Genomic DNA, 24,927 nt, shown 5'->3' with positions numbered 1-24,927 from the left:
CGCGCTTTGCTCTAGGAGGCGACATGTCCCTGGAAATGCTGCTCCGCGCCATTCCCGTCGTTTTGACCGGGCTCAAGCTGACGCTGCTGATCACGTTGGCTGCCTTTGCGGTCGGGCAGTTCGTGGCGCTGCCGGTCGCCCTGGGCCGGGTCTCGAAGTTCCGCCTGCTGCGCGGGACGACCTGGCTCTACACCTTCCTGCTGCGCGGCAGTCCGTTGCTGGTGCAGCTTTTCATTCTCTATTACGGCCTGGCGCAGTTTCCCGCGGTTCGCAACAGCGTGCTGTGGCCTGTTCTGCGCGATCCCGTCTATTGCGCCATCCTGGCGATCGGCATCAATTCCTCGGCCTATGTCGCCGAGGTGATCGCCGGCGGTATCCGCAAGATACCGGCCGGGCAGTTCGAGGCCTGCGTGTCGCTCGGCCTGTCGCGCCGGCGCACCTTTATCGATGTTGTGCTGCCTCAGGCCTACCGGGCGATCTTCCCATCGATCGGCAACGAGCTCATCCTCGTCCTGAAGGCGAGTTCGCTCGCGAGCGCCGTGACCGTGATGGAGATGACGGGCGCGGCGCGTGCCTTTACCGCCAAGACCTATGCTCCCTTCGAAGTATTCATCGTCGCCGGCCTCGTCTATCTCCTGGTCGGCTTTGCCTTCAGCCTGATCTTCCGGGCCGGCGAGAGCGTGCTGTTCCGTTCGACCGGCTTCGGGTCGTCCAAGGCGAGCGCGCCCTCCCGCCAGGCCGCGGAGGCCGCGCCATGATCCTGGCCTCCAATCTCACCAAGGCCTATGGCCCCCACACCGTGCTCAAGGGCGTCAGCCTGTCGGTGGGGGAGGGCCAGCGGGTGGTGCTATGCGGTCCGTCGGGCTCGGGCAAGTCGACCCTGATCCGCTGCCTCAATGGCCTGGAGACGCGTAGTGGTGGCGATATCCGCATCGCTGGCCACCATCTTGCGCCCGATTGCACCAATGTGCTCGACCTCGCCGGCGAGGTCGGCATGGTGTTCCAGCAGTTCAACCTGTTCCCGCACAAAACCGCGCTGGAAAATCTGATTCTGGCACCGCGCCGCGTGCGCGGCCTCGCGCGCAAGGAGGCGGCTGATCTCGCCATGGCGATGCTGGAGCGCATGCGCCTCGCCGATAAGGCCGCTTCCTACCCCGGCCAACTCTCCGGTGGCCAGCAGCAGCGCGTGGCCATCGCCCGGGCGCTTTGCATGGCGCCCAAGGTGATGCTGTTCGACGAGCCAACTTCCGCCCTCGACCCCGAAATGGTGAAGGAGGTGCTCGATGTCATGGTGGATCTGTCGCGCGAGGGACTGACCATGGTCGTGGTGACCCATGAAATGGGCTTTGCCAGGAATGTGGCCGACCGCGTGGTCTTCCTCGATGGTGGCCGCATCGTCGAGAGCGCCGAACCCAAGGCCTTTTTCGAAAATCCCCAGCATCCCCGCACCCGGGATTTCCTGCACCAGATCGCGCGGCACTGATCTGGATATCGGGTGTCAGCCAAGGAGTAGACTGTCATGAACCCCGACGTTCTGGCTTCGGCCGCCCGCTCCGTGCAGGCGCGCCAGCGCATCAAGGCCCATATCTACGAAACGCCTCTGCTGCCGTCGCGGCAGATCGGCGCCGAAGCAGGCAGCCAGCTCTTCTTCAAGGCCGAGAATTTTCAGCTCACGGGCTCCTTCAAAATCCGCGGCGCCAGCGCCAAGATTTCGGCCATGGAGCCGGGGCGCCATCTCGTCACGGCCTCGTCCGGCAATCATGGCATCGGCTCGTCCCAGGCTGCCCGTTCCTTCGGGCGGGACCTTACCGTGGTACTGCCTGAAACGGTTGCTGCCGCCAAGCTCGCCCGTATCCGTTCCTATGGCGTGGAGACGCGGCTGTTCGGCGCCGAGACCTGGTATTCCGAGCAGCATGCGCTCGAGCTCGCCCGTGACAAGGGCCATGAATATATCTCGGCCTATGACGATCCCGATGTGGTGGCCGGGCAGGGCACCATCGGGCTGGAACTCCTCGACCAGCACCCCGCCATCGACAATGTCTTCATCGCGATGGGCGGGGGCGGGCTGATCAGTGGGATCGGCAGCGTGTTGAAGAGCTTCCTGCCAGGCGCGCGCATCTACGGGATCGCGGCCCGCAATTCCTGCGCCTTCGCCATGTCGATGGCGGCGGGCAAGGTGGTCGAGACCGAGCACCTGGAGACGCTGGCCGACGGCGTCGCCGGCGGTGTCGCCGAGGAGACGATGACGCTTGGTCTCGCAATGTCGGTGGTCGACGAGACGATCATCTGCACGGAAGAGGAAATCGTCGCAGCGCTCCGCGACCTCGCCTTCAAGGAAAACATGCTGGTGGAAGGCTCTGCCGGCCTGGCCCTGGCGGGCTTCACGAAGGTTGCGAGCGCGTGCCGCGAACAGGTCAATGTGGTGGTGCTGTGCGGGGCCAATTACGACCGGGACAAGCTGACGAAAGCGGTATTCGGCTAAAGGAGCGCCCTCCGGCTGCTGGACCGATCCGGAGGGCGTTGGCTGGTCAGGCGAGGAAACGCGTGTCCGGCGTGGCTTCGTGGGCCTGCCCATGCGTGATGGCCGTGTTGTCGCCGGCAGGCTCAGCCGAGACCGAGGTGAGCGTGATGGCCGTAACGGCGCTAAGAAGTAGAAATATAGACGTGATGATAATCTTCATTTCTGGAATCTCTCGAAAATATACGGAGATAAAGCTTCCAAAGAGGAGGTTTTATGCTCCACAAGCGCGATGAAATTTCACGCAAGCTAAAAATTAAATATTATTTCGTTATTGAATAAGAAACGAACTGATCCTTGCCTAGTGGGCGCATACTTAAACATGCGCAATGCAGGCGAAAAGATCCATGTTTGGGCGGCTGTTGGAGCCGTTTAAATCGGCGAGAACCCCCTTCCCCCGAAAGCCTTCTGATTCTCCATCGATGTTACTTACCGGTAACACCCGGGGGTGAAATAGTCAAGGCCGCAACGATACGATGCTGACGTTTCAAGACTGAATGGAAAAACTCGGCGCTGCCGAGGCGCATCCTCCGTCGTATGCCGCGAGAGAGGCCAGATGGGGTGGCGTTTGCCCCATCTGGCCTCGAGCATCAGACGCGAGAGCCGCTGAGCATTCGAGCGAGGGCAATGAGGATGCAGGCGCCAATAAAGCCGGCGATAAGGTAGCCCAGCCATCCACCGAAGCCCACGCCTAGCAAGCCCAGCAGAAAGCTGGCGAGGGCTGCACCTACGATGCCAAGAATGATGTTCATGAGGACGCCGGTATTGCTCTTCATGAACATTTCAGCCAGCCAACCGGCCAAGCCGCCAATGATTATCGCGGCGATCCAACCAACCTCGGGACGATCCATTCATTCACCTTTGCATCTATCGGATTGTCTGGGATTTACGCCTTGTCGATTACCGACTTGACCGCGTCCTTGACCTTGCCCTTGGCCTCCTGGACCTCTCCTTTGGCTTTTTGAATCGCGCCGTCGGCTTCCATCTCCTGATTACCCACGGCCTTGCCGACGCCTTCCTTCACCGAACCCGCCACCTTGTTGGCGAGACCCTTGACCTTGTCCGTTGTGCTGTTCACTCGGTTACTCCCTTGAATGCAGACCCCCAGTTCACAAACGCTGGCGTCCTTTCGAGGTTCCGTAGTGATTTTGACTTAGGGGGGACCTCCTCGCAGTTCTTGAGCCGTGTTAGTGGTCGCGTCACTCCCCGTCGCAACTGGCAGGTAATAAAATCGAAACCATTCGATTCCTACCGTAATTAATCGTCAATTACAGAAGGAATTGACTGGATGGGCATGCGTATCATAAGCGGCATTTTCACCTTTTCCATGATCATTATATTCATGGCTATGGTCTCTGGACATGCAGAAACCCTAGGCACGGCATCCTTTTATGGCAAGGAGCTGAAGGGATATCGTACCGCAAACGGAGAACGCTTCAATCCAGCAGGACTGACTGCCGCCCATCGCTCCTTACCTTTCGGAACGAAGCTGCGCGTTACCAATCTCAAGAACCACAGGAGCGTTGTCGTCCGCGTCACCGACCGAGGCCCTCACAAGCGGGGTCGCATGATCGACCTTTCCTACGGAGCCGCCAAGGCCGTCGGGATGATCGAGACTGGCACGACCAGGGTATCAGTCGCCAAGATTGCAGCGCCTTCCTTGGCCTCGGAAAAGGCCAACGCACAGCCAAAGCTTCCGCCGCGTCGACGATAGCTCATTGCCGCACGGACAGTGGCATATCCGCCCCCTCGACCCTCGGGCTGGAGGGGCGCCTTTTGCGTCCGGAGCATTATCCGACTTGCTTTCGCCAAATGCGCGATGGTCGTTTAGCTGTTGATCTTTAAAGGGGTTTTTGGAGCGGGCGATGGGAATCGAACCCACGACATTCAGCTTGGGAAGCTGACGTTCTACCTCTGAACTACACCCGCGTCGCGATTGCTGCGATCTTGTAGCCTGTTTCTCGGGCGTGGATCAAGGCCACCCACACGCTTTTCATTGGATGTGACAAGGCCCGGCACAAGGCCGGGCCTGACGATCTCGCAATCATTCGCTCATAGCGCCGGTTCACGGCGCCAGCCCGTATCGACGGATCTCAGCTGTAGACCTTGAAGCGATCATTGTCGCTCATGAAGTTCTTCTCGGGGAAGGGCTGCTCGTTGGAGCCGAAGGGCATCTGGGCGCGCAGTTTCCAGGACGTCGGCACGTGCCATTCCTTCTGCACGGCCTCGTCGACCAGCGGGGCATAGTGCTGCAGGCTGGCGCCGATGCCATGCTCGGCCAGCGCCGTCCACACGGCGAACTGGGCCATGCCGCCGGACTGCTCGGAGAAGGCTGGGAAGGCGTCGGCATAGAGCGGGAACTGCTCCTGCAGGTTCTTCACCACATTCTGGTCCTCGAAGAACAGCACGGTGCCGGCGCCGGCGGCGAAACTGTCCATCTTGGCCTCGGTCGAGGCGAAGCTGTCGGCCGGCACGATCTTGCGCAGGATCTCCTTGGTCAGGTGCCAGAACTTGTCGCTCTGCTTGCCGAACAGGATCACGGCGCGCGAGCTCTGCGAGTTGAAGGAGGAAGGTACGTGCTTGATCACGTCCTGGATCAGCAGTGAGATCTCTTCCTGAACTCTTGGGCAACGTCTTGCCCAGGGCATATTGCGTGCGGCGGGTCTTGATATGGTCGATAAAGGTCTTGGACATGAGAAGAATTTCTCTCAATGAAAATTTGCCAAAGCGGAAGAGGCGCTCGAACGCAACCTCGACTGCAAAACTCCATGCCTTGAAATAGGCATATCGGAAACCTGCATAATCTCGATCGTTAGGTTCGATCAAGTTGATATGTCGATGGTGGAGCTCTGTCAGCCGCCGCTGTCGACGCCGGTCTCCGCCACGGCTTCCAGACGGGCAGTGATCTCGCGGCGCAGGGTTCGTCGCAGTTCCGCAGCCTTATAGCGGCGTTCCTCTGTCGGCCCGCTCACTGCGAGAGCCGGTACGGCAGAGGGGCGACCCTCGTCGTCAACAGCAACCATGGTGAAGTAGCAGGAATTGGTGTGCCGGCGCATACCGGAGCGGATGTTCTCCGCCTCCACCCGGATGCCGACCTCCATCGATGTCCGGCCGGCATGGTTGATCGAGGCCAAAAAAGTGACGAGTTCCCCGACCTGGATCGGTTCCTTGAACATCACCTGGTCGACGGACAGGGTCACCGCATATTGGCCCGAGAACCGCGAAGCGCAGGAGAAGGCGACGCGGTCGAGCAGGTTGAGCAGCGCGCCGCCATGCACCTTGCCGCTGAAATTGGCCATGTCCGGTGTCATCAAGACGGTCATTTCCAGGCGGCGTCGATCCATGGGCCGGTTTCCTCTGTCCTCGTGACTCGTTGCCGAGTGTAGTGGAGAGGCCGTGGATAGGAAGCCGGAATCAGGTCTTACTCACCGGCTGGGAGCGCAGGCGGCTGGCAAGGGAGGGATCGGCGCGGCGACAGAGCTGCGGCGGCAAGCCCTTGAGGATGAGTTCGAGATCGGCGACCGTCATGCTGCCGATCTCGAGCAGGGCATCCCTGGTGCCGCCGGTGCGATGGGCCGAGAACACCATGTTCGGCGTGGCCCGCACGGGATCGTCGGCCGGAACCGGCTCGACCGGAAAGACGTCGGTGGCCACGCGAATATGGCCCCTGCGCGCGGCGGCAAGCATGGCAGGAAAATCGACGACGGCGGCCCGGCTCATCAAAAGGAAGGCCGAGCCCTTCTGCATGCGGGCGAATTCAGATGCGCCGATGAAATGGGCGTTTTCTGTGGTAGGGGCGGCGAACACCGCCACGAAGCGGCTGCCTTCCAGCAGCGTCATGAGGTCGCTTTGCCGGCAATCCAGCCGTTCGATGACCTCGGCCGGCAGCCAGGGGTCGTAGACCCTGACCTCGTTGCGGAACGGGCGGATGAGTTCACGGAATTTGCGGCCGAGATCCCCGAAGCCGATGATGCCGACCGAGGCACCTTCGAAGCGGATCGTATCGCTATTGGCCTCCAGACCATAGGTTTCGGCGCCGGCGCGGAAAGTGCGGTCGGCCGCGCTAATGCCGCGTGCAAGGTCGAGAGCAAGGCCCAGCGTCGCTTCCGCCACCGGAGCCGCGAAGGCCGAGGCCGGAGTCAGCACCCAGATGCCGCGCGCCTGACAGGCGGCATAATCGATATTGGGCAGGAAATTCGTTTCGACATTGATGATGGCTTTGAGGCGCGGGGCCCGCTCCAGCCTCTCGGCGGGCATTGCCGTCTGCCCGATGATGGCCACGGTGTGGGGCAGCAGCGCCTCGATTTCGTCGTCACTCATCGGCCTGGCTTCGCTGATGACCAGGCGCCCGAGACGTTCGAGCCGGGCTCGCACCGGCGGTGCCATGATCTGTTCGAGCGTACGCGGCAGGGGATCGACGAGAATGACGGAGGCAGCCATGGCGGGTCCTGTGCACGGAAACCTGCAAAGCATGAAGAGTCGCGAAGGAGTCTGCAATGGTCGGACCATAAGCGGGTTTGACGGCGGAGCCCGTGGATGCGTAAATCAGGGCATGTACAGCGCCATCACACGTCATATCAAAGTGACGGTCCGCCCCCGATTCCTTGCCGAGGAATCGCGGCCGGCGGAGGGACGCTATTTCTGGGCCTACACGGTCGAGATCGCCAATATGGGCCCAGAGACGGTGCAGCTTCGGTCGAGAGCCTGGGAAATCACCGACGAGAATGGCCGCCGAGAGGAAGTCAGGGGCGCGGGCGTCATCGGTGAGCAGCCCGTGCTGGAGCCCGGCGAGCGCTTCGAATACACCTCCGGCTGCCCCCTCGGAACGCCGTCCGGCCTGATGGTGGGCACCTATCTCATGGTGGCCGACAGCGGCGAGAATTTCGAGGTCGCCATTCCGGCCTTCTCGCTCGACAGCCCCTACGCCAAGCGCAGCGTCAACTGAACCCGAGGAGCGCGGACATCACAGCGACATGTCCGCATGTCGTGATATCCGTTTTTTGGAAGAGCTCGCTTGGGGAGCAAGAGGCGAAAGCACTGTCCACGCCCCGATTCTGACCTAGTACGCCCAAAAATGCAGCTCTCTTCCTTGAAAGCAACAAGGAAGTGCTTTATTATATTAAACATGACCGGAAAGCCTGATGCCACCATGGTTTTCGTCCTGGCGCCGACCGCCGAAGATCGCGGTGCGCTGCAGGCCACCCTCATTGCCTATCGCCGGGCCATGGCCATTCTCGACGGGACCAAAGGGGCTAATCTCGTCGCTTTGCACGAGGAAGCCTATGAGGAAATCCGCCTGAAGACCGGGCTACCCTCGCGCATGGCGACCCTGGCCCTGCGCGATCACAGCCGGCGGCAGTCGGGCGTGCCGATCGACGACATTCCGCTCGACTCCAAGCTGTTCGCCGTGAAGGGGCCGGACAGTGTCAGCATCGCCACCATCGATGGCCGGGTGGTCATGCCCTATTCGGTCAGCGGCTATCGTGGCGGCTGGGACGATTTCGCCGAAGCCCGCCTCGTCTTCGAAGGCCCCTCGCTGCATATCGATGTCGGCGTGCAGGCCAACGTCCACTCTCAGAAGGAGACCCCGATGTCCAACGAAGGTATTCTCGCCCGGCTCGGGCGGGTCATCGCCGGTGTCGTCAACAATGCGGTCGATACGGCTGAGGCCTCCAATCCCACCGCGGTTGCCCAACAGGCCGTGCGCGAGATCGGCAAGATCGCCGAGGAGGCGCGGGCCGCGCTCGGCGTCGCCGTTGCCGCCGGCCACCGCCTCAAGGCCAAGGCCGACGATCTCGATGCCGAGATCCGAGACCTCGACGGCAAGATCAAGATCGGCCTGGAGAAGGGGCGAGAGGATCTCGCCCGCGCCGCGACGGGCGTCCAGATCGATCTGGAAGCACAACGGGAGGCACTCTCCAAGGCGATTGCCGAAAACGCCGGCGAGATTGCCGAAGCCGAAACCACGCTGCGCAGCATAGCCTCGGCCCGGGCCGATGCGATGAAGCGGCTGGAGGATGCCAAGCGGGCGGAGCGCGCCGTTCCCGCAGCCGTGACGCCCTCTCAGCGCAACGACCAGCGGCTCGCCGACGCGCTGGCGGCCGTGGAGCGCGTGACTGGGGTCCCGACCAAGCCCGTCGCCGCGGCCGTCGAGGTAGAGGAACTCGGGCGGCTGCAGCGCCAGGATGCGATCGAGGCGCGGCTCAAGGCGTTCAGGGAAGGCCAGCGCTGATGGAAGCCCCGTGATGATGGAAACTTTGGTCCAGCCGGGAACGGCGCCCTTTTGGGTGGCATTGTTGACGGTGATCGGCATCGGCGTGGTCGAGCTCGTCTCGGTGCTGCTTGGCGCTTCCGTCTCGGCCTTGCTCGACGATAGTTTCGGATTCCAGGGCTTCGAGCATCAAGGCCTCGGGCATCATGCCCCCGGCGATCACGATAGCAGCCTGCTCGGCGCCTGGTCGTCATGGCTCAATGCGGGCGGCGTGCCCATCCTCGTGCTCATCGTCATCCTGCTTTCGGCCTTTGCGGCCTTCGGCTTCGCCATCCAGGCGGTTGCCTCCGGCCTTGCCGGGCCGCTGCCGAGCCTGATTGCCGTTCCTGGCGCGCTGGCGGCAGCCCTTCCCTCCACACGCTGGATCGGCCGGGGCGTCGCCCGGATCATCCCGCGCGACGAGACCAGCGTGCTCAGCCAGGACGAGTTCGTCGGACTGATCGGCACGGTGACCATCGGCCCGCTCGACCAGGGCAATCCCGGCAGCGTGCGGGTCAAGGACCGCTACGACAATTTTCATGCCCTGCGCGCGAAAGCCGCGCCGGGGCATGTCATCGAGACAGGCGCGCTCGTGGTGATCGTTGATGGGGTCGATGGTCTCTTCCAGGCCATTCCCGCGCCGCAGCCTCTCGATCTCGACAACAACAGGAGCTGAACGACCATGGACTTCCTTTCGTTGGGGCTCATTGCCGGTGTGATCGTGACGGCCATCGTCGTCATCGGCATCATCATGACGACCCTCTACACCAGGTCCACGCGCGACAAGGCCTATGTGCGTACCGGCCTCGGCGGCAAGAAGGTGGTGCTCGACGGCGGCTCGGTCATCCTGCCCATCTTCCACTCCTATTCCTGGGTGTCGCTGAGCACGTTGCGGCTCGAGGTCAAGCGTTCCGAACATGAATCGCTGATCACCAAGGACCGCATGCGTGCCGACATCACCGCCGAATTCTATGTTCGGGTGAAGCCCGATGCCGAGAACATCGCGCTCGCCGCCCAGACGCTGGGCGATCGCACCAACGACGCCGATGCGCTCAAGGCTCTGGTGGAAGCCAAATTCGTCGACGGCCTGCGTTCGGTAGCTGCGACCATGTCGCTGCGCGATCTGCAGGAGCAGCGCGCCGAATTCGTCAAATCGGTGCAGGCGGCGGTGGCGCACGACCTACAGTCCAACGGTCTCGAACTCGAATCGGTCTCGCTCACCCGCCTCGACCAGACCGACATCAAGCATTTCAATCCGAACAACACATTCGATGCCGAGGGCCTGACCGCCCTCACCAAGATCACCGAAGAGCGCAAGCGCGAGCGTAACCAGATCGTGCGCGACAACGAGGTTGAGATCGCCACCAAGGACCGCGAGGCCGCGCTGAGGCGCCTCACCATCGAGCGCGAGCAGCGCGATGCGGAATTGAGCCAGGAACGCGATATCGCCAACAAGACGGCCGAAACCCGCGCCGAAACGGCCAAGGCCGAGCAATTGGCGCGCTTGAGCCAGGAGACCGCCCGGCTCGATACCGACCGGGGCATCGCCGAGCGCGACGCGGAAGCGCGCCAGGCCCGCGAGGCTGCGCGTATCGGGGCCGAGCAGGGCATTGCCGAGCGTGAAGCGGTGGCCCGCAAGATCACCGAGACCGCGCGTATCGACGCAGCGATCATGGTGGCCCGCAAGATGGAGGAAGAGCAGGCTGCCCGTGCCAAGGCGGATGAGGCGAAAGCATCAGCCATCACTGCCGAGGAGCAGGTCACCACCGCCCGCGAGGTTGAAATCGCCGAGCGCGCCAAGCGCATCGCCGTTATCGATGCCCGCAAGGCGGCCGAGCAGGCGGCGACCGCCATCACCGTCAAGGCCGAGGCGGAGAGGCAGGCGGCCGAGAACGTGGCCGCCGCCACCAAGATCCAGGCCGACGCCGAAGCGCAGGCGGCCAAGATCCGCGCTACCGGCGTGATCGAACTGGGCGAAGCCGAAGCGCGTGCCGAGCGGGCCAAGAACGAGGCGCGCAATGCACTGGCGGAAAACATCATCGGCTTCGAACTCGCCAAGGCCCGAGTGGCGATCGTGCCGCTGGCACTGGAACAGGCGATGAAGCCGATCGAGAAGATTTCCGACATCAGGATCTTCAGCGCGGGTGGGTTGGTCGGTGCTCTCGGTGGTGCGGGCGCAGGCGGCGATCAGGGCGGCCATCCGATCGGCGACCTGTCCAGCCAGCTACTCAGCTTCACCGCCCAAAAGCCCATCCTCGACGAGATCCTGGCCCAGGCCGGCTTCAAGGGGGCCGATCCCACCCAGGCACTACTGGCCGCCTCGCTCGGAGGCGCAGGACACAAGGCGCCGACCGTTGGCCGCCCCGACGGAATCGGGTCGCCGGAAGTGGACGATGCCAAGCACAACGGCTGAAGGTGGGTGCATGAACGGGGACACGGCGCGGGCCTGACCTGACCGCGCCGGTCCGCTCCAACGCTGCCATTGACAGCATCGTCCTCACGCCTAATATATTTTTCGTTGAAACAGCCGCCCTCAAGCAGCAACCTTGGGGCGGCGTTTTGATTTTTTGGCCCAAGCGTTTTGCGATTTGCTGGCATCGCCAAGAATCGCAAAGACGCGTCGGAACCAAGAGTTGGAACAAAGTGCGGTTTCGCCAAAACGCGCTTTGCTCCTGTCATCATGATGTTCCAGGACTATCTCAAATCCCAGGACTGTCTCAAACCACTAGAATTGCCAACTTGAAAGCCATACCCGTGAACGCCTCCGTCAAATCTCAGCTCTCCCATGATCCCGCCCCGTCGGCCATCCTGCCGACCTATGCCCGAGCGGACGTGGCTTTCGAGCGAGGCGAGGGCGTGTGGATGATCGCTTCGGACGGCGAGCGCTATCTCGATTTCGGTGCGGGCATCGCCGTCAATTCGCTTGGCCATGCCCATCCCCATCTGGTGTCGGCGCTGACTGAGCAAGCCCAGAAGATCTGGCACACCTCCAACCTGTTCCAGATGCCGGGCGGCGAGAAGCTTGCCCGCCGGCTGGCCGACGCCACCTTCGCGGACAAGGTCTTCTTCACCAATTCGGGGGCGGAAGCGCTCGAATGCGCCATCAAGATGGCCCGCAAATTTCAGTCGGCCAACGGCCATGCCGAGCGCTACCGCGTCATCACCTTCGAGGGCGCCTTCCACGGCCGTACGCTGGCGACCATCGCTGCCGGCGGCCAGGCCAAATATCTGGAAGGCTTCGGCCCCAAGGTCGACGGTTTCGACCAGATCGCCTTCGGCGACCACGAGGCGCTGGACCGGGCGATCACGCCGGAAACCGCCGCCATCCTGGTCGAGCCGATCCAGGGCGAGGGTGGCATCCGCTCCTTCCCGCAGGCTTGCCTCAAGGGCATGCGCCAACTGTGCGACGACAAGGGGCTTCTCCTGATTTTCGACGAGGTGCAGACAGGCGTTGGCCGCACCGGCAGGCTGTTCGCGCATGAATGGGCTGGCGTGACGCCCGACATCATGGCGGTCGCCAAGGGTATCGGCGGCGGCTTCCCGATGGGCGCATGCCTCGCCACCGACGAGGCGGCCAAGGGCATGACGGCCGGTGTTCATGGCACCACCTTCGGCGGCAATCCGCTTGCCATGGCGGTCGGCAATGCCGTGCTCGACGTCGTGCTCGAGGAAGGGTTCCTGGAGCATGTCGCCAAAGCCGGCCTGCTGCTGCGCCAGCGCCTGGCCGAGCTCAAGGACCGCTTCCCCGACATCATCGAGGAGATCCGCGGCGAAGGCCTGATGCTCGGCTTGCGCACGCGCGTGACGCCGGGCGAATTCGTCGGCGCCCTCAGGGCCGAAAAGCTGGTGGCCATTCCGGCCGGCGACAACGTCACGCGGCTGCTGCCGCCGTTGATCATCTCGGATGAAGAACTTCTCGAAGGCGTGCGCCGAATCGAGGCTGCCTGTGTCGCCCTCTCGAGCAAGCCAAAGACTGCCGGACATTGACGATGGTAAAGCATTTTCTCGATCTTTCCGACCTTCCCACCCAGGATTTGCGGACGGTTCTCGACCTCGCCGCCTCGATCAAGGCCAAGCGCGTGAAGGGCAAGGTGGCGAGCGAACGTCCGCTCACCGGCAAGGTGCTGGCGATGGTATTCGAGCAGCCCTCGACGCGTACGCGGGTTTCCTTCGATGTCGGCATGCGCGAACTTGGTGGCGAGACCCTGATGCTGACCGGTGCTGAGATGCAGCTCGGTCGCGGCGAGACCATCGCCGACACGGCTCGCGTGCTCTCGCGCTATGTCGATGCGGTGATGATCCGCATGCTCGACCATGCCGCGGTGCGCGAACTGGCGGCCAATGCCACGATCCCGGTGATCAACGGCCTGACCAAGCTCTCCCATCCCTGCCAGATCATGGCGGATATCCTCACCTATGAGGAACATCGCGGTCCGATCAAGGGCAAGACGGTGACCTGGACGGGCGATGCCAACAATGTGCTGACGTCCTGGATCGAGGCAGCGCAACGCTTCGACTTCACCATGCGCGTCGCCGCGCCCCATGATCTTTCCGTGCGCAAGGAGGTCGTCGACTGGGCCCGTGCCAACAATGGCCGGCTGGAAATCAGCACGGATCCCCGCGAGATGGTGGAGGGTGCCGATTGCGTCGTCACCGATTGCTGGATCTCGATGGGCGATTCCGAGGGCTATCGCCACAATCTGCTGCGCCCCTACCAGGTCAACGCCAAGCTGATGGGTCTTGCCAAGCCGGATGCCCTGTTCATGCATTGCCTGCCCGCCCATCGCGGCGAGGAGGTGACGGACGAGGTGATCGACGGGCCGCAATCGGTGGTGTTCGACGAGGCCGAGAACCGCCTGCATGCCCAGAAGGGCGTGCTCGCCTGGTGTTTCGGGCAGGCCGCGGCATGAGCGAGCCTCATCTGATGGAAGATGATCACATCCTGCCCTTCCAGGCGGAGGGGCTAGACGTGCGGGGCCGCGTCGTCAGGCTCGGTCCGGCCATCGACACCATTTTGCGCCGGCACGACTATCCGGCGCCGGTTTCGCGCGCGCTTGGCGAGGCGACGGCGCTGGCATTGATGCTGGGCACCACGCTGAAATTCGACGGCCGGTTCATCCTGCAGACCCGCACCGACGGGCCGGTGAGGATGCTGGTGGTCGATTTCCAGGCACCGGATCGGGTACGGGCCTGCGCCACCTTCGACAAGGAGGCCGTGGCTGCTGCCATCGATGCCGGCAAGACCAGCACCATCGAGCTGCTCGGCAGTGGCCATCTTGCCATGACCATCGACCAGGGCCCGGACATGGCGCGCTACCAGGGCATCGTCGCTTTGGAGGGCGAGAGCCTGGAAGCGGCGGCGGACCAGTATTTCCGCCAGTCCGAGCAAATTCCCACCCGCGTCCGTCTGGCCGTGGCTGAAAATTACGTGGCCGGGGAGGGGACGAGCTGGCGCGCCGGCGGCATGATGATCCAGTTCCTGCCGTCCTCGCCCGAGCGCATGCGCATGGCCGACCTGCCGCCGGGCGATGCGCCCGAGGGGGCCGAGGTGATGGAGCATCGCGAGGACGACGCATGGGTCGAGGCCAAGCTCCTGATGGGGACGGTCGAGGATCACGAACTCACCGATCCGAATGTGCCGGCCGAGGAACTGCTCTATCGCCTTTTCCACGAGCGCGGAGCTCGGGTGTTCGACAGCTCGGCCATCATCGAGAAATGCCGCTGCTCGCGCGAGGCCGTCACCACCATGCTGCGCAATTTCTCGCAAGCCGATCGCCGTGACATGGTCGCCGATGACGGATCGATCACGGTGACCTGCGAGTTCTGCAACGCCCGCTACGATTTCGACAAGGCCGAGACGGAAGAGCTGGTGAACGCGTAGGTGGCGACACCAGTGGGAAAGAAGGAGCGGACGTCGCCGCCACATTGAGCGTAGCTCCATGTGGCTGTTGTCCGCGGTCCCAGCCGCGCCGCTTCCTGTGCTATCTCGGCGACGTCCACTCCTGGAAACGAAGCGCCTGCAATTGAGGAAGAGTGGACATCATGCCCTCTCGCTATACCCCCGCCGAACTCACCGCCAAGCTGGTTTCCTTCGATACGGTCAGCTCCCGTTCCAATCTGGCGCTGATCGATTTCGTTGCCAACTATCTAGCCGGGCATGGCGTCGAGAGCGTCCGCCTGCCCAACGCCGCTGGCGACAAGGCTGCGCTTCTTGCCACCATCGGCCCGGCAGATCGGCCGGGCGTGGTGCTTTCCGGCCATGTCGACGTGGTGCCGGTGGAAGGCCAGGCCTGGAGCGCGCCGGCCTTCGAGGCGCGGCTGGAGGGTGAGCGCCTTTACGGCCGTGGCACCTGCGACATGAAGGGTTTCGTCGCCACCGCGCTCGCCTTGGTACCCGATTTCCTGGCGATGAAGCTGAAGGCACCTGTTCATATCGCCATCTCCTATGACGAGGAGATCTCCTGCCTGGGCAGCCTCGACATGATCGCCCGCTTCGGCCAGGACCTGCCCTTGCCGCGCGCCTGCATCGTCGGGGAGCCGACGCTGATGGAAGTGGTCGATGCGCAGAAGTCGCTTGCCGGTTATCTCACCCGCATCACCGGCCGGCCCGCCCATTCGGCCATGCCAGCGCTCGGCGCCAACGCCCTGCATGCGGCCGCCCGCATCATCAGCCATCTCGATGACATTGCCGACGAATTGCGGGCCGCAGGTGATCCTTCCGGCCGGTTCGAGCCCGGCTATTCCACGGTGCAGGCGGGTCTTATCCAGGCCGGCAAGGCCATCAACATCGTGCCGGACGAGGCCCGCATCGTCTGGGAATGCCGCGGGCTGCCCTCCTTGCCGGTGGAGTTCGTGCCGGACCGGATACGGGCCTTCAGCCAGGAGGTCGTGCTGCCACGGCTGAGGCGCAATGCGCCGGAGGCCGATATCGTGACCGAACTCGACGTGGCGGTGCCGGCCTTGTCGCCCGATCCCGGCTCCTATGCGGAGACGCTGGCCCTACGTCTTGCCGGGCGCAACCGCACCCAGGCGGTGTCCTACGGCACCGAAGCCGGTCATTTCCAGCTTGCCGGCATTCCCACCGTGATCTGTGGACCGGGCTCGATCAAGCAGGCCCATGGCGCCGACGAGTGGATCGCCCTGTCCGAACTCGAGGCCTGTGCCGGTTTCCTGCGACGGCTCGGCCAGACGCTGGAGGTTTGACGCGATGTTTTACGAACCACGCAAGGGCGATCACGGCCTGCCCCATGATCCCTTCAAGGCGCTGGTGACGCCGCGTCCAATCGGCTGGATCACCACGAGGTCGGCGGCCGGGGCCCTCAATCTCGCCCCGTTCTCCTTCTTCAATGCGTTCCAGTCGCGTCCGCATCTCGTCGGCTTTGCCGCGGACGGCCGCAAGGACAGCGTCGTCTTTGCCGAGGAGACACGTGAATTCGTCTGCAACCTCGTCACCGAAGATCTGATGGACGCGATGAATGCCACCTCGGCCCGGCTGCCGCGCGGCCAGAGCGAGATGGAACATGCCGGGCTGGAAGCCGCGCCCTCGCGCCTGGTAAAGCCGCCGCGCGTGGCCCGGGCCGCTGCCGCGCTGGAATGCCGCTGGACCCAGACGATCCATCTCGTCGATGCGGAGGGCGCGCCGAGCGATGCCTGGCTCGTTTGCGGCGAAGTGGTCGGCATTCATGTCGACGACCGCTTCATTCGTGACGGGCGCGTCGATACCGCAGCGATGCGCGTGGTCTCGCGCCTGGGCTATCGGGACTATTCCGTAGTGGAAAGCACGTTTGAGCTGGAACGTCCGGGTGGACAATGACTTGCATCCCTGCACGAGGAGGCTAATCATTACCTCCCTATAGTAACGAATCTTGGCATTGGCACCGGTATCATCGGGTGACAGAGCCAGGGATCGGTTGCATTGACGTCGGTCCAGGCAGGCACAAGCGGAGGCTCCATGCTCAAGGAATTCAGGGAATTTGCCCTCAAGGGCAACGTCGTCGACCTCGCCATCGGTGTGATCATCGGTGCGGCGTTCGGCCTGATCGTCGCGTCATTGGTTGATGACATCATCATGCCGATCATCGGCGCAATCACGGGTGGACTTGATTTCTCGAACATGTATGTCGGCCTGAGCTCCAAGGTCCCCGAGGGTGTCTCGCTCGATGACGCCCGCAAGGCAGGTGCCGTTTTCGCCTATGGCAAGTTCATTACCGTCACCGTCAAGTTCCTGATCATCGCCTTTGTGCTCTTCCTGGTGGTGAAGGGCATCAACCGCGTCAAGAATCTGAAGCCTGCGGCCGAGGCGGCCCCGGCTGCACCTCCTCCTCCACCCGCCGATGTGCTGCTGCTGACGGAAATCCGCGACCTGCTCGCCAGGAGGTGAGCCTGCCGTGTGGGCAGCCTTTTCCGCGAGTCGGGAGAGGCTGCTATCGGTATCCATGCATGCAGGCGATGGATTCCATTCCAAGTTTTGGTTTCTGCTGCCCGCGCTGATGTCATAAAGTCCGGCATTCCCATTGCAAGGATAATGCCGTGACTGCCGCCTTCGAGACGATTCCCTCCGCTCCCACCTTCTTCGATGGCATCAGGCCGGAGGCGCTCGGCGCACCGGAAAGCGGCATCGTCGAGGTGATGAATTATGGGCGCACGCGCCAGGGCATGATCCCGCTCTGGGCCGGCGAGGGCGATGTGCCTACACCGGCCTTCATCACCGAAGCGGCGACACGGTCGCTGGCCGCCGGCGAAACCTTCTATACCTGGCAGCGTGGCATTCCTGATTTGCGCGAAGCCCTGGCGCGCTATCACACCAACCTTTTCGGCAAACCATTCTCCGCCGATCGCTTTTTCGTTACCCAGTCCGGCATGCATGCGATCCAAACCGCGGTTCGCCTGATCGCCGGTGCCGGCGACGAGGTGATCGTGCCGACGCCGGCCTGGCCGAATTTCGCGGCCGCCATCGGCGTGGCCGGTGCCAAGCCGGTGATGGTGCCCCAGATCTTCACCGAACAGGGCTGGAAGCTCGATTTCCAGCGTCTCGCCGACGCCATCACGCCGCGCACCCGCGGCATCTTCATCAATTCGCCGTCCAACCCCACCGGCTGGGTCGCCACGGCGGAGGATATCGCCTTCGTGCTCGATCTCGCGCGCCGGCATGGGTTGTGGATCTTCGCCGACGAGATTTACACGCGCTTCCATTATGCCGGTGGCCGCGCGCCCTCCTTCCGCGACATCCGCACGCCAGAGGATCGGATCATCTTCACCGATACCTTCTCCAAGAACTGGGCGATGACCGGTTGGCGTATCGGCTGGATGGAGGCACCGCCTGAACTCGGGCAGACCATCGAGAATCTGCTGCAATATTCCACTTCGGGTGTAGCAACCTTCCTGCAACGCGCCGGCATCGCGGCCCTGGAGCGGGGCGAGAGCTTCGTCGAGCATCAGATCGCCCGCGCCCGTCAGGGCCGTGATATCGTCATCAACGGCCTGAGCGCCACCGGCAAGGTGCGCTTCGCCCCGGCGAGCGGCGCCTTCTACCTGTTCTTCTCCGTGGAGGGAAAGCCGGACGTGCGCCGCCTGGGCCTCGAGATCGTCGATCAGGCCAATGTCGGCCTCGCGCCCGGTACGGCCTTCGGCGCTGGTGGCGAGGGCTTCATGCGGCTGTGCTATCTGCGCAGCCCCGAGCAGCTCCAGGCCGCCACGCAGCGCCTGGTCGACTGGCTGGACAAGATCTGACGTCCGCCTCTTTCTCTCGGGCAAGCACGGTGCTTTCAAGAGCGGATATCGCGACATTGAGCCAAGCTCAATGTCGCTGAGAAGCCGGCTGTCCCGGGGAGCTTATGGCTTGGCGCCGAGCCGAGACAGGCCGCCCTTGGCCGGCTTGTTGGCGGGGTCGAGCTCCAGCGCCTTGTTGAAATCGGCAATGGCGTCGTCGCGCTCGCCCCGGCTCTCATGGATGCGCGCGCGCGTGACGAAATAGTCGGTGACTTGCGCATTGGCGGCGATGGCGGCATTGGCATCGCGCAGCGCCTCGTCATAGCGATCGGCGGCGAGATAGGTCAGGGCCCGTTCATTGAGGGTATCGGGCTTGTCCTTGGTGAGTTCGAGCGCCTTGCCGAAATCGGCCAGTGCATTGTCGTAGTCCCCGAGTTCGCGCCAGACCATGCCGCGCGAGACATAGGCCTGGTCGCTGGTCGGCTGCTCGCGGATAGTCTCGTCATAATCGGCCATCGCTTCGTCATAGCGATGCAGGGCGGCAAAGAGCTGTCCACGTTCCAGGCGCGCGGACGGAAAACTGGTATCGAGCGCGAGCGCCTTGGTATAGTCGGCGATGGCGCCTTCGGTGTCGCCGAGCTGCCACTGCACGAAAGCGCGGCTGAAATAGGCGGAATCGAAATCGCTATCGAGGTCGAGCGCCTTCTGCAGGTCTTCCAGGGCGCGAGTATAGTCCTTCATCTCAATGAGGGAACGGGCTCTGGCATAGAAGGCATTCTTGTAGGTCTTGTCGAGCCGGATGGCCTGCGTGTAGTCGTCGATGGCGGCCATATGCTCCTCGAGGGCGCGATGGGCATCGCCACGGCCCTTATACGCCTCTTCCTCGCGCCCGTTGAGGGCGATGGCAGCATCGAAATCCTTGATCGCCTCGTCGTTGCGGTCGAATTGGAGCAGCGCAAAGCCGCGATTGACCAGCGGGAGGGCCGAACGCCGATTGACGGCGATCACGGCGGCATAATCGGCCAGCGCCGCGTCCATCTCGCCGAGGCGGGACTGGGCATCGGCCCGTGCGGTCAGGCTGGCGGCGTCGCGCGGCCGCAATTCGAGCGCCGCGCCGAAATCCGCCACCGCCTTGGCGTCGTCGCTGTTTTCCGCATAGGCCTGTCCACGCCGGAAATACACCAGCGCCCGCGTCGTTTTGGCCAGCTTCCGATCGAGCAATTGCGTGCAGGCGGGAATGCGCTGCTCGGCCACCCCTTTCGAGCAATCCCGGTCGGCGCTGTCGGCAAGAGCGGGCGTGCTGGCGCAAAGAGCAAGCAGGATAAGAGCAGGGCGCAGAAGGGCGGTCATACCGGGCACGGTTCCACTGACGGGGCGAGAGAAGGAGGCGACAGGCACAGCCTCTATAGCGTTTTGCGATTTTCCGGAACCGGCAAGAACCGCAAAGATGCGTCAAAACAGGGAGCTAGAGCAAACAAGCGTTTCTGTCCAAACGCGCTTTGCTCTAGACCAAGCCGTGGCAGCTGGGAATGGCAGAACTGTGATCTTTCCCGCCTCTTAAGCCTGCTTGGGCCACGCACTTGTGAATTTCGACAAACCTGTGTTATCGATCTGACGTCATTTGGCCGGACGACTGGGCCGGTACATCCATGCACTTGAGCTGCCTTCGGGCGGCTCTAGCGGGACGTACGTTCAGGACACCCTCCCCAAATTTCACAAAACCGGGCGAAGCACGGATTTCCGTGGGGCGTCCATGCTTTGGAACGAAGTAAAGGACTATCTATCTATGAGCACGGGAACCGTAAAATGGTTCAACACCCAGAAAGGTTATGGCTTCATTCAGCCTGATGACGGTGGTCACGACGTATTCGTGCATATCACCGCCGTCGAGCGTGCCGGTCTACCCGAACTGCGTGAAGGCCAGAAGATCGGTTACGAGATCCTGACCGATCGCAAGACGGGCAAGGCGGCAGCCGGCAACCTCAAGACTGTGTGATCCCCGACAAAGCATCTTCAAGCGGCAGGGTCACCGGTTCGCGTGAAGGCAAGCGACGAATAACAAGAATGGAGGGCCTCTCCGGCGCATAGGGTCGGGCAGTCTCTCACCCAATCCCATTCAGAGGCGCGCCCCGGCGCGTCTTTTTTATTGGCCGAAACGGTTGTGAACCGCGGATGGCCTTCACGAAATGCTGAACCACCTTACCATTTGATCATTTGTGGCAGGCGGCAAAGGATGCTCAATATCCTTCCGCTTGGGGGCGGACGACAGGGTTGTATTAACCTTAATTCCGCATGGTCAAAGGCAATGGATTCCTCGCCTGACCGATGGCGTACTTCTGAAAGGCCGTCTTCATGATCCGGCTCCTCGCGGGTCTTTGTGCTGTTTCCACGATTGGTTTTGCTGCAGGTTCCATCGTCGGTCCGGTGCCCCTGTATCTGCCCCTGGCATCCCTCGTGCTCACGGTTGTCTTGTTTCTGTCCGCCCGCATTCCGACAGTCCTGCGCTTCCTGGTGAGCTTATTTGCCTTGTCATTTCTGATCCTCGGTGGCGTCACGGCCCTGAACGAGGCGGGTAAAGTTTCGGAGACAGTTCAGCCCTATCTGCCTCCAGCCAACGCCGCCATCGTCGCCAGTATTCTCGCCCTGCTGCATTACCTGATCTATTTCGTGCCGGTGCTTCGACGGATCGTCGACTTGGTAAACCCCTATTTCGAGGCGGAAGACCGGGCGGAACTCAACCTCGGCCTCTTCGGCAAATGGGCGATGCGGGAAAGGAACGTGGCTCTTGGCCTGCTCGGCCTCGTCATCGTTTCGAACGTGTTGTTCGTCTATCTCAACGTTCTCTTCAATTTTTGGCAGAACCGCTTTTATACAGCCATCCAGGACAAGGCCGCGGCCGCTTTTTGGACGGAGATGGGCGTTTATGGGGCGCTCGCCTTCTTCTGGGTTCTGAGGGGCATGGTCGATCTGTATATCAGTAGCTACGCCGCCCTGCGTTGGCGCAATTGGCTTTCGGGCCGTTATGTCAAAGATTGGCTTTCCGACAAGGTCCATTATCGCTTGTCGGTTGCCGGTAATAAGACGGACAACCCGGACCAGCGTATCTCCGAGGATGTTCGCGATTTCGTCCAGGGTTCCTACGACAATTATACCGGCATATTCTCGCAACTTCTCAACATCTACGCCTTCGTCACGATATTGTGGGGCATATCGGCTGAATTTCCCTACAAAATTGCTGGATATGATCTGAGTAATATTCCCGGCTACCTGGTGTGGATGCTCCTGGCCTGGGCCATCCTGTTCACCTATCTCTCACATCTTATCGGCCGGCCGCTGGTGCCGCTCAATTTCAAGGTTCAGAGGCTCGAGGCCGATTTCCGCTACAATCTGGTGCGCGTGCGCGAAAATGACGAGCAGATTGCTCTCCTGCACGGCGAGGAGGAAGAAAAGCGGGGTCTGCTGGCACGTTTCGCGTCCGTCTATCAGACACGCTTCGATCTGCTGATGCGGCAGCTCAAGCTGGTTTCGGTCACTTTCGCCTACGGCCAGTTCAATCTCGTGTTGCCCTTCTTCCTGTTAGCCCCGGCTTATTTCGCCAATGAGGCCATGAAGTCGGGAACGCTCATGCAAACTGCCGATGCATTCGGCAATATCATACCCGCTCTTTCCTTTTTTGTGACGTCCTACGCCATCCTTGCGGCTTACAAGGCCACGATCGACCGTCTTACCGGCTTCGACTTGGCCATCGTCAGGGCCAACGCGGCGCGCGATGAGGGCGTCCACGCCATACCCGTTCCGCAGCAAGGGATCATCGAAGGCAAGGATGTGGATGTGGCGCTGCCCAATGGAGCCAATCTCCTCAAGAAGACGGATTTCAGCCTCCCCAAGGGAGTCCGAACTTTGGTGACGGGGCCGTCGGGCTCCGGCAAGACCACCCTGTTCCGTGCCATTGCGGGCATCTGGCCCTATGGCAAGGGCATCATTGCCCTGCCGGAGACCGAAGACGTGATGCTGCTGCCGCAGCAGCCCTATTTCCCGCTGGGATCGTTGCGCTCGGCTCTGGCCTATCCCCACGGGGCCGAAGCCTTCGAAGAACAGCACTATCGTGCCGTACTGGAGCAGGTCGGTCTTGGTGAACTTTCCGATCGCCTCGATGCCGACGACAAATGGGACAACACCTTGTCGGGCGGGGAGAAGCAGCGCATCGCTCTGGCGCGCGCCATCCTGCGTCGGCCCACCTGGTTGCTGCTGGACGAGGCGACCTCTGCGCTTGACGAAACGAGCGAGGCCGATCTCTACGGCCTGCTTCGTCGAGCCTTGCCCGATACCACGATCGTCTCGATCGGGCACCGCTCCTCGCTTGCCGGATTGCACGACCGCCGTCTTGCGGTCGTGCCGGACGAGACGGCGGCTCATATCGAGGAACGCCCACTGGCCGAATTCGGTGCGCGATGAAGATACACCCCCTCATGCCAGGCGGCAGAGCCCCTTACTTTCCCGCGCGCGAGAAAGAAGGGGCTCTGCCCGGAGAACGTGCCCGTTTTATACAAGCCACCCGTTGTCTCCGGCCCGTTATTTCCATGACAGATGAGCAGCGCCATAGGTCGGGCTGCGGGTGCAAGAACCACAAGAGCGCTGTTGCGCTCGCACGCAAAGGAATTTTCTAGGTGTTCACGTCCTTCTTCCCAAAACCAAAGGTCTTCTTTTTGACAGCCTGCCTCTGGCTGCTTGTTGCAATACTGCTTTGGTACGGAGGAGCGAGAGGCTGGGGCCAATATATCGGATTGCCCGCCAGCGATGGCGATGGCGACGTGGTTGACCTATCCTACTTCTGGACCAATTCCTTTCTTTGGTTCTATGTCTACTTTGCCGTGTTTTTGGGTATTTTCTACGGGTTTTGGGCTGTTTTTAGCCCGCATCGCTGGCAGAATTGGTCGATTCTCGTATCTGGCTTTCTGATCTTCGTGACCTATTTCGGCGTCCAGGTCAGCGTTGTGATCAACAATTGGAGAGGGCCCTATTTCAATCTCATCCAAAAGGCGATGTCTGCGCCGAATTCCGTATCTGCATCCGAATTGTATCTTGGGTTATTGACATTCCTCGTCATCGCGTTGGTCGCCGTTGCCGCCTTCGTGCTGACTTCGTTCGTGACGAACCACTATGTCTTCAGATGGCGCACGGCGATGAACGATTTCTACATGGAGAATTGGACCAGGCTACGTTCCATCGAAGGTGCTGCTCAGCGTGTCCAGGAGGATACGATGCGCTTCTCCACCATCGTTGAATCGCTCGGCATTTCGCTGGTGAGTTCCGTCATGACCCTGGTGGCATTTCTGCCGCTCTTGTCGTCCCTGTCGCGGCATATCGTTGCCTTGCCGGTGGTCGGCGTCATCCCGCAGCCCCTGGTCGTAGCGGCGATCCTATGGGCCGTATTCGGGACGGTCCTGCTTAGCGTGATCGGCATCAAGCTGCCGGGGCTGCAATTCCTCAATCAGAAGGTGGAAGCGGCTTATCGTAAGGAACTGGTCTATGGTGAGGATCACGTCGACCGGGCGGACCCCATTACGGTACGGGAATTGTTCGCCAATGTTAGGAAGAACTACTTCAGGATCTATCTGCACTACACCTATTTCAATACGGCGAGGTCGCTCTATCTGCAGGCCGACAATGTCTTCGGGGTCTTCCTGATGATTCCGTCTTTTGCCGCCGGCGCCCTTACGCTCGGCCTGTATCAGCAAATCGCCGGCGCCTTCAACAGTGTCGCCAATTCCTTCCAGTTTCTGGTGAATTCGTGGACGACCATCGTCGAATTGCTGTCCATCCACAAACGTCTGCGGGCGTTCGAGGCGTCGCTGGATACCAGCGGCAGGATGACTCATTCCGAGCCCACTGCAGCGGCATGATCGGGCGCACGGTCCGTTGAAGCACAAAAGGCCGGTCTCTCGCGACCGGCCTTTTCAATTCCGTTCCGAAGCCCGGGCTTACGCCGCCGGCTGGAACTTCATCTCGCCATAGGGGCCACGCAGGATCAGCGTGTAGCCGTCATAGGACCAATCGGTCGAGGTGCGCATCACGAACAGGAAGACCTGCTCGTTGTGCATCAGGCGATCGGCGCATTTGCGCTTGCTGATCGCCACCGGGCCGATGGCCATGCGCTGGTCGGCGCGTGGAATGATGGTGGCGGACCAGTTGTTGCACGCCGAAAACCCGGTGCCGCGATAGCTGTCCGAGACCAGGATGGTCGGCCGGTCGTCCTTGAAGGTCTGATCCTTGTAGGAGATCGCCGCGAAGGTCCGGTTCATCGGGAAGGGACGGGAGGCCTTGCTGTCCATGGGCTTGGGCAAAGTCGGCGGCACATTGTTCGGTGGCACCGAACCGAACATCGAACAACTCGACAGGGTAACGGCCGACAGGGCGGCAAGGACAAGGGAACGCAGAACGCGCATCAAAA

At 62.0% G+C, this 24,927-nt stretch carries 25 protein-coding genes, 1 tRNA gene and 1 pseudogene; 18 read left to right on the top strand and 9 right to left on the bottom strand.

The window, feature by feature from the left end:
- Window positions 1-23: 23 nt before the first annotated feature.
- From ACR9ZN_RS18215 to ACR9ZN_RS18205, 3 genes are read left to right on the top strand one after another with little or no spacing between them, the layout of a single operon-like run.
- Window positions 24-758 carry an ABC transporter permease gene (locus ACR9ZN_RS18215; protein ID WP_454815585.1) on the top strand — a complete coding sequence of 245 codons (735 nt, stop codon included), beginning with the start codon at window positions 24-26 and terminating at the stop codon, window positions 756-758.
- Window positions 755-1,483 carry an amino acid ABC transporter ATP-binding protein gene (locus ACR9ZN_RS18210; protein ID WP_434957868.1) on the top strand — a complete coding sequence of 243 codons (729 nt, stop codon included), beginning with the start codon at window positions 755-757 and terminating at the stop codon, window positions 1,481-1,483. The genes ACR9ZN_RS18215 and ACR9ZN_RS18210 overlap by 4 nt, the downstream gene beginning before the upstream one ends.
- A gap of 36 nt (window positions 1,484-1,519) precedes the next feature.
- Complete coding sequence (locus ACR9ZN_RS18205) at window positions 1,520-2,482, top strand: pyridoxal-phosphate dependent enzyme (RefSeq protein ID WP_454815583.1); 963 nt, start codon at window positions 1,520-1,522, stop codon at window positions 2,480-2,482.
- A 46-nt stretch (window positions 2,483-2,528) separates the two neighbouring features.
- On the opposite strand, the gene ACR9ZN_RS18200 is transcribed toward ACR9ZN_RS18205, so the two are convergent.
- The 3 genes from ACR9ZN_RS18200 to ACR9ZN_RS18190 all read right to left on the bottom strand — a co-directional run bounded on the left by ACR9ZN_RS18200 (window position 2,529) and on the right by ACR9ZN_RS18190 (window position 3,596).
- On the bottom strand, window positions 2,529-2,681 hold the full coding sequence (locus ACR9ZN_RS18200) for a hypothetical protein (protein ID WP_454815581.1): 153 nt from the start codon (window positions 2,679-2,681) through the stop codon (window positions 2,529-2,531).
- 427 nt (window positions 2,682-3,108) lie between these two features.
- Complete coding sequence (locus ACR9ZN_RS18195; RefSeq protein ID WP_068288273.1) at window positions 3,109-3,369, bottom strand: GlsB/YeaQ/YmgE family stress response membrane protein; 261 nt, start codon at window positions 3,367-3,369, stop codon at window positions 3,109-3,111.
- A 35-nt stretch (window positions 3,370-3,404) separates the two neighbouring features.
- On the bottom strand, window positions 3,405-3,596 hold the full coding sequence (locus tag ACR9ZN_RS18190) for a CsbD family protein (protein WP_454815579.1): 192 nt from the start codon (window positions 3,594-3,596) through the stop codon (window positions 3,405-3,407).
- Between the two features lie 210 nt (window positions 3,597-3,806).
- Here ACR9ZN_RS18190 and ACR9ZN_RS18185 point away from each other — a divergent pair, with 210 nt between their 5' ends.
- Window positions 3,807-4,232, top strand: a complete 426-nt coding sequence (locus ACR9ZN_RS18185; protein WP_454815577.1) for a septal ring lytic transglycosylase RlpA family protein — start codon at window positions 3,807-3,809, stop codon at window positions 4,230-4,232.
- Window positions 4,233-4,372: 140 nt separating this feature from the next.
- On the opposite strand, the gene ACR9ZN_RS18180 is transcribed toward ACR9ZN_RS18185, so the two are convergent.
- The 4 genes and pseudogenes from ACR9ZN_RS18180 to ACR9ZN_RS18165 all read right to left on the bottom strand — a co-directional run bounded on the left by ACR9ZN_RS18180 (window position 4,373) and on the right by ACR9ZN_RS18165 (window position 6,958).
- Window positions 4,373-4,447, bottom strand: a tRNA-Gly gene (locus ACR9ZN_RS18180).
- Between the two features lie 164 nt (window positions 4,448-4,611).
- A pseudogene (locus tag ACR9ZN_RS18175) lies at window positions 4,612-5,212 on the bottom strand (nitroreductase family protein).
- Window positions 5,213-5,370: 158 nt separating this feature from the next.
- A complete protein-coding gene (locus ACR9ZN_RS18170) occupies window positions 5,371-5,862 on the bottom strand; it encodes an acyl-CoA thioesterase (RefSeq protein ID WP_434957862.1) in 492 nt (163 codons plus the stop codon).
- A 70-nt stretch (window positions 5,863-5,932) separates the two neighbouring features.
- Window positions 5,933-6,958 (bottom strand): hydroxyacid dehydrogenase, encoded by a 1,026-nt coding sequence (locus ACR9ZN_RS18165; protein WP_454815568.1) that lies wholly within the window; start codon window positions 6,956-6,958, stop codon window positions 5,933-5,935.
- A gap of 112 nt (window positions 6,959-7,070) precedes the next feature.
- Between ACR9ZN_RS18165 and apaG the strand changes: the two genes are divergently transcribed.
- From apaG to ACR9ZN_RS18110, 11 genes are all read left to right on the top strand, one after another.
- Complete coding sequence (gene apaG / locus ACR9ZN_RS18160) at window positions 7,071-7,463, top strand: Co2+/Mg2+ efflux protein ApaG (protein ID WP_149253924.1); 393 nt, start codon at window positions 7,071-7,073, stop codon at window positions 7,461-7,463.
- A 180-nt stretch (window positions 7,464-7,643) separates the two neighbouring features.
- On the top strand, window positions 7,644-8,750 hold the full coding sequence (locus tag ACR9ZN_RS18155; RefSeq protein ID WP_454815566.1) for a PspA/IM30 family protein: 1,107 nt from the start codon (window positions 7,644-7,646) through the stop codon (window positions 8,748-8,750).
- Between the two features lie 13 nt (window positions 8,751-8,763).
- Complete coding sequence (locus tag ACR9ZN_RS18150) at window positions 8,764-9,444, top strand: OB-fold-containig protein (RefSeq protein ID WP_441770285.1); 681 nt, start codon at window positions 8,764-8,766, stop codon at window positions 9,442-9,444.
- A gap of 6 nt (window positions 9,445-9,450) precedes the next feature.
- Window positions 9,451-11,181 carry a flotillin family protein gene (locus ACR9ZN_RS18145; protein WP_481272830.1) on the top strand — a complete coding sequence of 577 codons (1,731 nt, stop codon included), beginning with the start codon at window positions 9,451-9,453 and terminating at the stop codon, window positions 11,179-11,181.
- A gap of 335 nt (window positions 11,182-11,516) precedes the next feature.
- Entirely contained in the window at window positions 11,517-12,755 is a 1,239-nt protein-coding gene (locus ACR9ZN_RS18140; RefSeq protein WP_481274369.1) for an acetylornithine transaminase, read from the top strand.
- Window positions 12,756-12,757: 2 nt separating this feature from the next.
- Window positions 12,758-13,678 (top strand): ornithine carbamoyltransferase, encoded by a 921-nt coding sequence (gene argF / locus ACR9ZN_RS18135; RefSeq protein WP_434957856.1) that lies wholly within the window; start codon window positions 12,758-12,760, stop codon window positions 13,676-13,678.
- Window positions 13,675-14,649 carry an Hsp33 family molecular chaperone gene (locus tag ACR9ZN_RS18130; protein ID WP_434957855.1) on the top strand — a complete coding sequence of 325 codons (975 nt, stop codon included), beginning with the start codon at window positions 13,675-13,677 and terminating at the stop codon, window positions 14,647-14,649. Before argF ends, ACR9ZN_RS18130 begins: the two co-directional genes overlap by 4 nt.
- Window positions 14,650-14,810: 161 nt before the next feature.
- A complete protein-coding gene (gene argE, locus ACR9ZN_RS18125; RefSeq protein WP_481272829.1) occupies window positions 14,811-15,971 on the top strand; it encodes an acetylornithine deacetylase in 1,161 nt (386 codons plus the stop codon).
- 4 nt (window positions 15,972-15,975) lie between these two features.
- Window positions 15,976-16,581, top strand: coding sequence for a flavin reductase family protein (locus tag ACR9ZN_RS18120; protein ID WP_441770290.1), 606 nt, complete (start codon window positions 15,976-15,978; stop codon window positions 16,579-16,581).
- Window positions 16,582-16,719: 138 nt separating this feature from the next.
- On the top strand, window positions 16,720-17,148 hold the full coding sequence (gene mscL / locus ACR9ZN_RS18115; protein WP_441770291.1) for a large conductance mechanosensitive channel protein MscL: 429 nt from the start codon (window positions 16,720-16,722) through the stop codon (window positions 17,146-17,148).
- Between the two features lie 149 nt (window positions 17,149-17,297).
- The gene (locus ACR9ZN_RS18110; RefSeq protein WP_481272828.1) at window positions 17,298-18,497 is read left to right on the top strand and encodes a pyridoxal phosphate-dependent aminotransferase; all 1,200 of its coding nucleotides are present in this window, start codon (window positions 17,298-17,300) and stop codon (window positions 18,495-18,497) included.
- A gap of 102 nt (window positions 18,498-18,599) precedes the next feature.
- Here the strand turns inward: ACR9ZN_RS18110 and ACR9ZN_RS18105 are convergent, their stop codons facing one another.
- Entirely contained in the window at window positions 18,600-19,826 is a 1,227-nt protein-coding gene (locus ACR9ZN_RS18105; protein WP_481272827.1) for a tetratricopeptide repeat protein, read from the bottom strand.
- Window positions 19,827-20,262: 436 nt separating this feature from the next.
- On the opposite strand from ACR9ZN_RS18105, the gene ACR9ZN_RS18100 reads away from it, so the two are divergent.
- From ACR9ZN_RS18100 to sbmA, 3 genes are all read left to right on the top strand, one after another.
- Complete coding sequence (locus ACR9ZN_RS18100) at window positions 20,263-20,472, top strand: cold-shock protein (protein ID WP_434957849.1); 210 nt, start codon at window positions 20,263-20,265, stop codon at window positions 20,470-20,472.
- 356 nt (window positions 20,473-20,828) lie between these two features.
- Entirely contained in the window at window positions 20,829-22,931 is a 2,103-nt protein-coding gene (locus ACR9ZN_RS18095; RefSeq protein WP_481272826.1) for an ABC transporter ATP-binding protein/permease, read from the top strand.
- Window positions 22,932-23,143: 212 nt separating this feature from the next.
- Window positions 23,144-24,379: a peptide antibiotic transporter SbmA gene (sbmA, locus tag ACR9ZN_RS18090; protein ID WP_454815549.1), complete on the top strand. Its 1,236-nt coding sequence runs from the start codon at window positions 23,144-23,146 to the stop codon at window positions 24,377-24,379.
- 78 nt (window positions 24,380-24,457) lie between these two features.
- Here the strand turns inward: sbmA and ACR9ZN_RS18085 are convergent, their stop codons facing one another.
- Window positions 24,458-24,922 (bottom strand): META domain-containing protein, encoded by a 465-nt coding sequence (locus ACR9ZN_RS18085; protein ID WP_434957846.1) that lies wholly within the window; start codon window positions 24,920-24,922, stop codon window positions 24,458-24,460.
- Window positions 24,923-24,927 lie beyond the last annotated feature (5 nt).

Source organism: Labrys sp. HAY1-8F, assembly GCF_056754975.1.
This window is presented reverse-complemented; position numbering and strand designations above follow the sequence as displayed.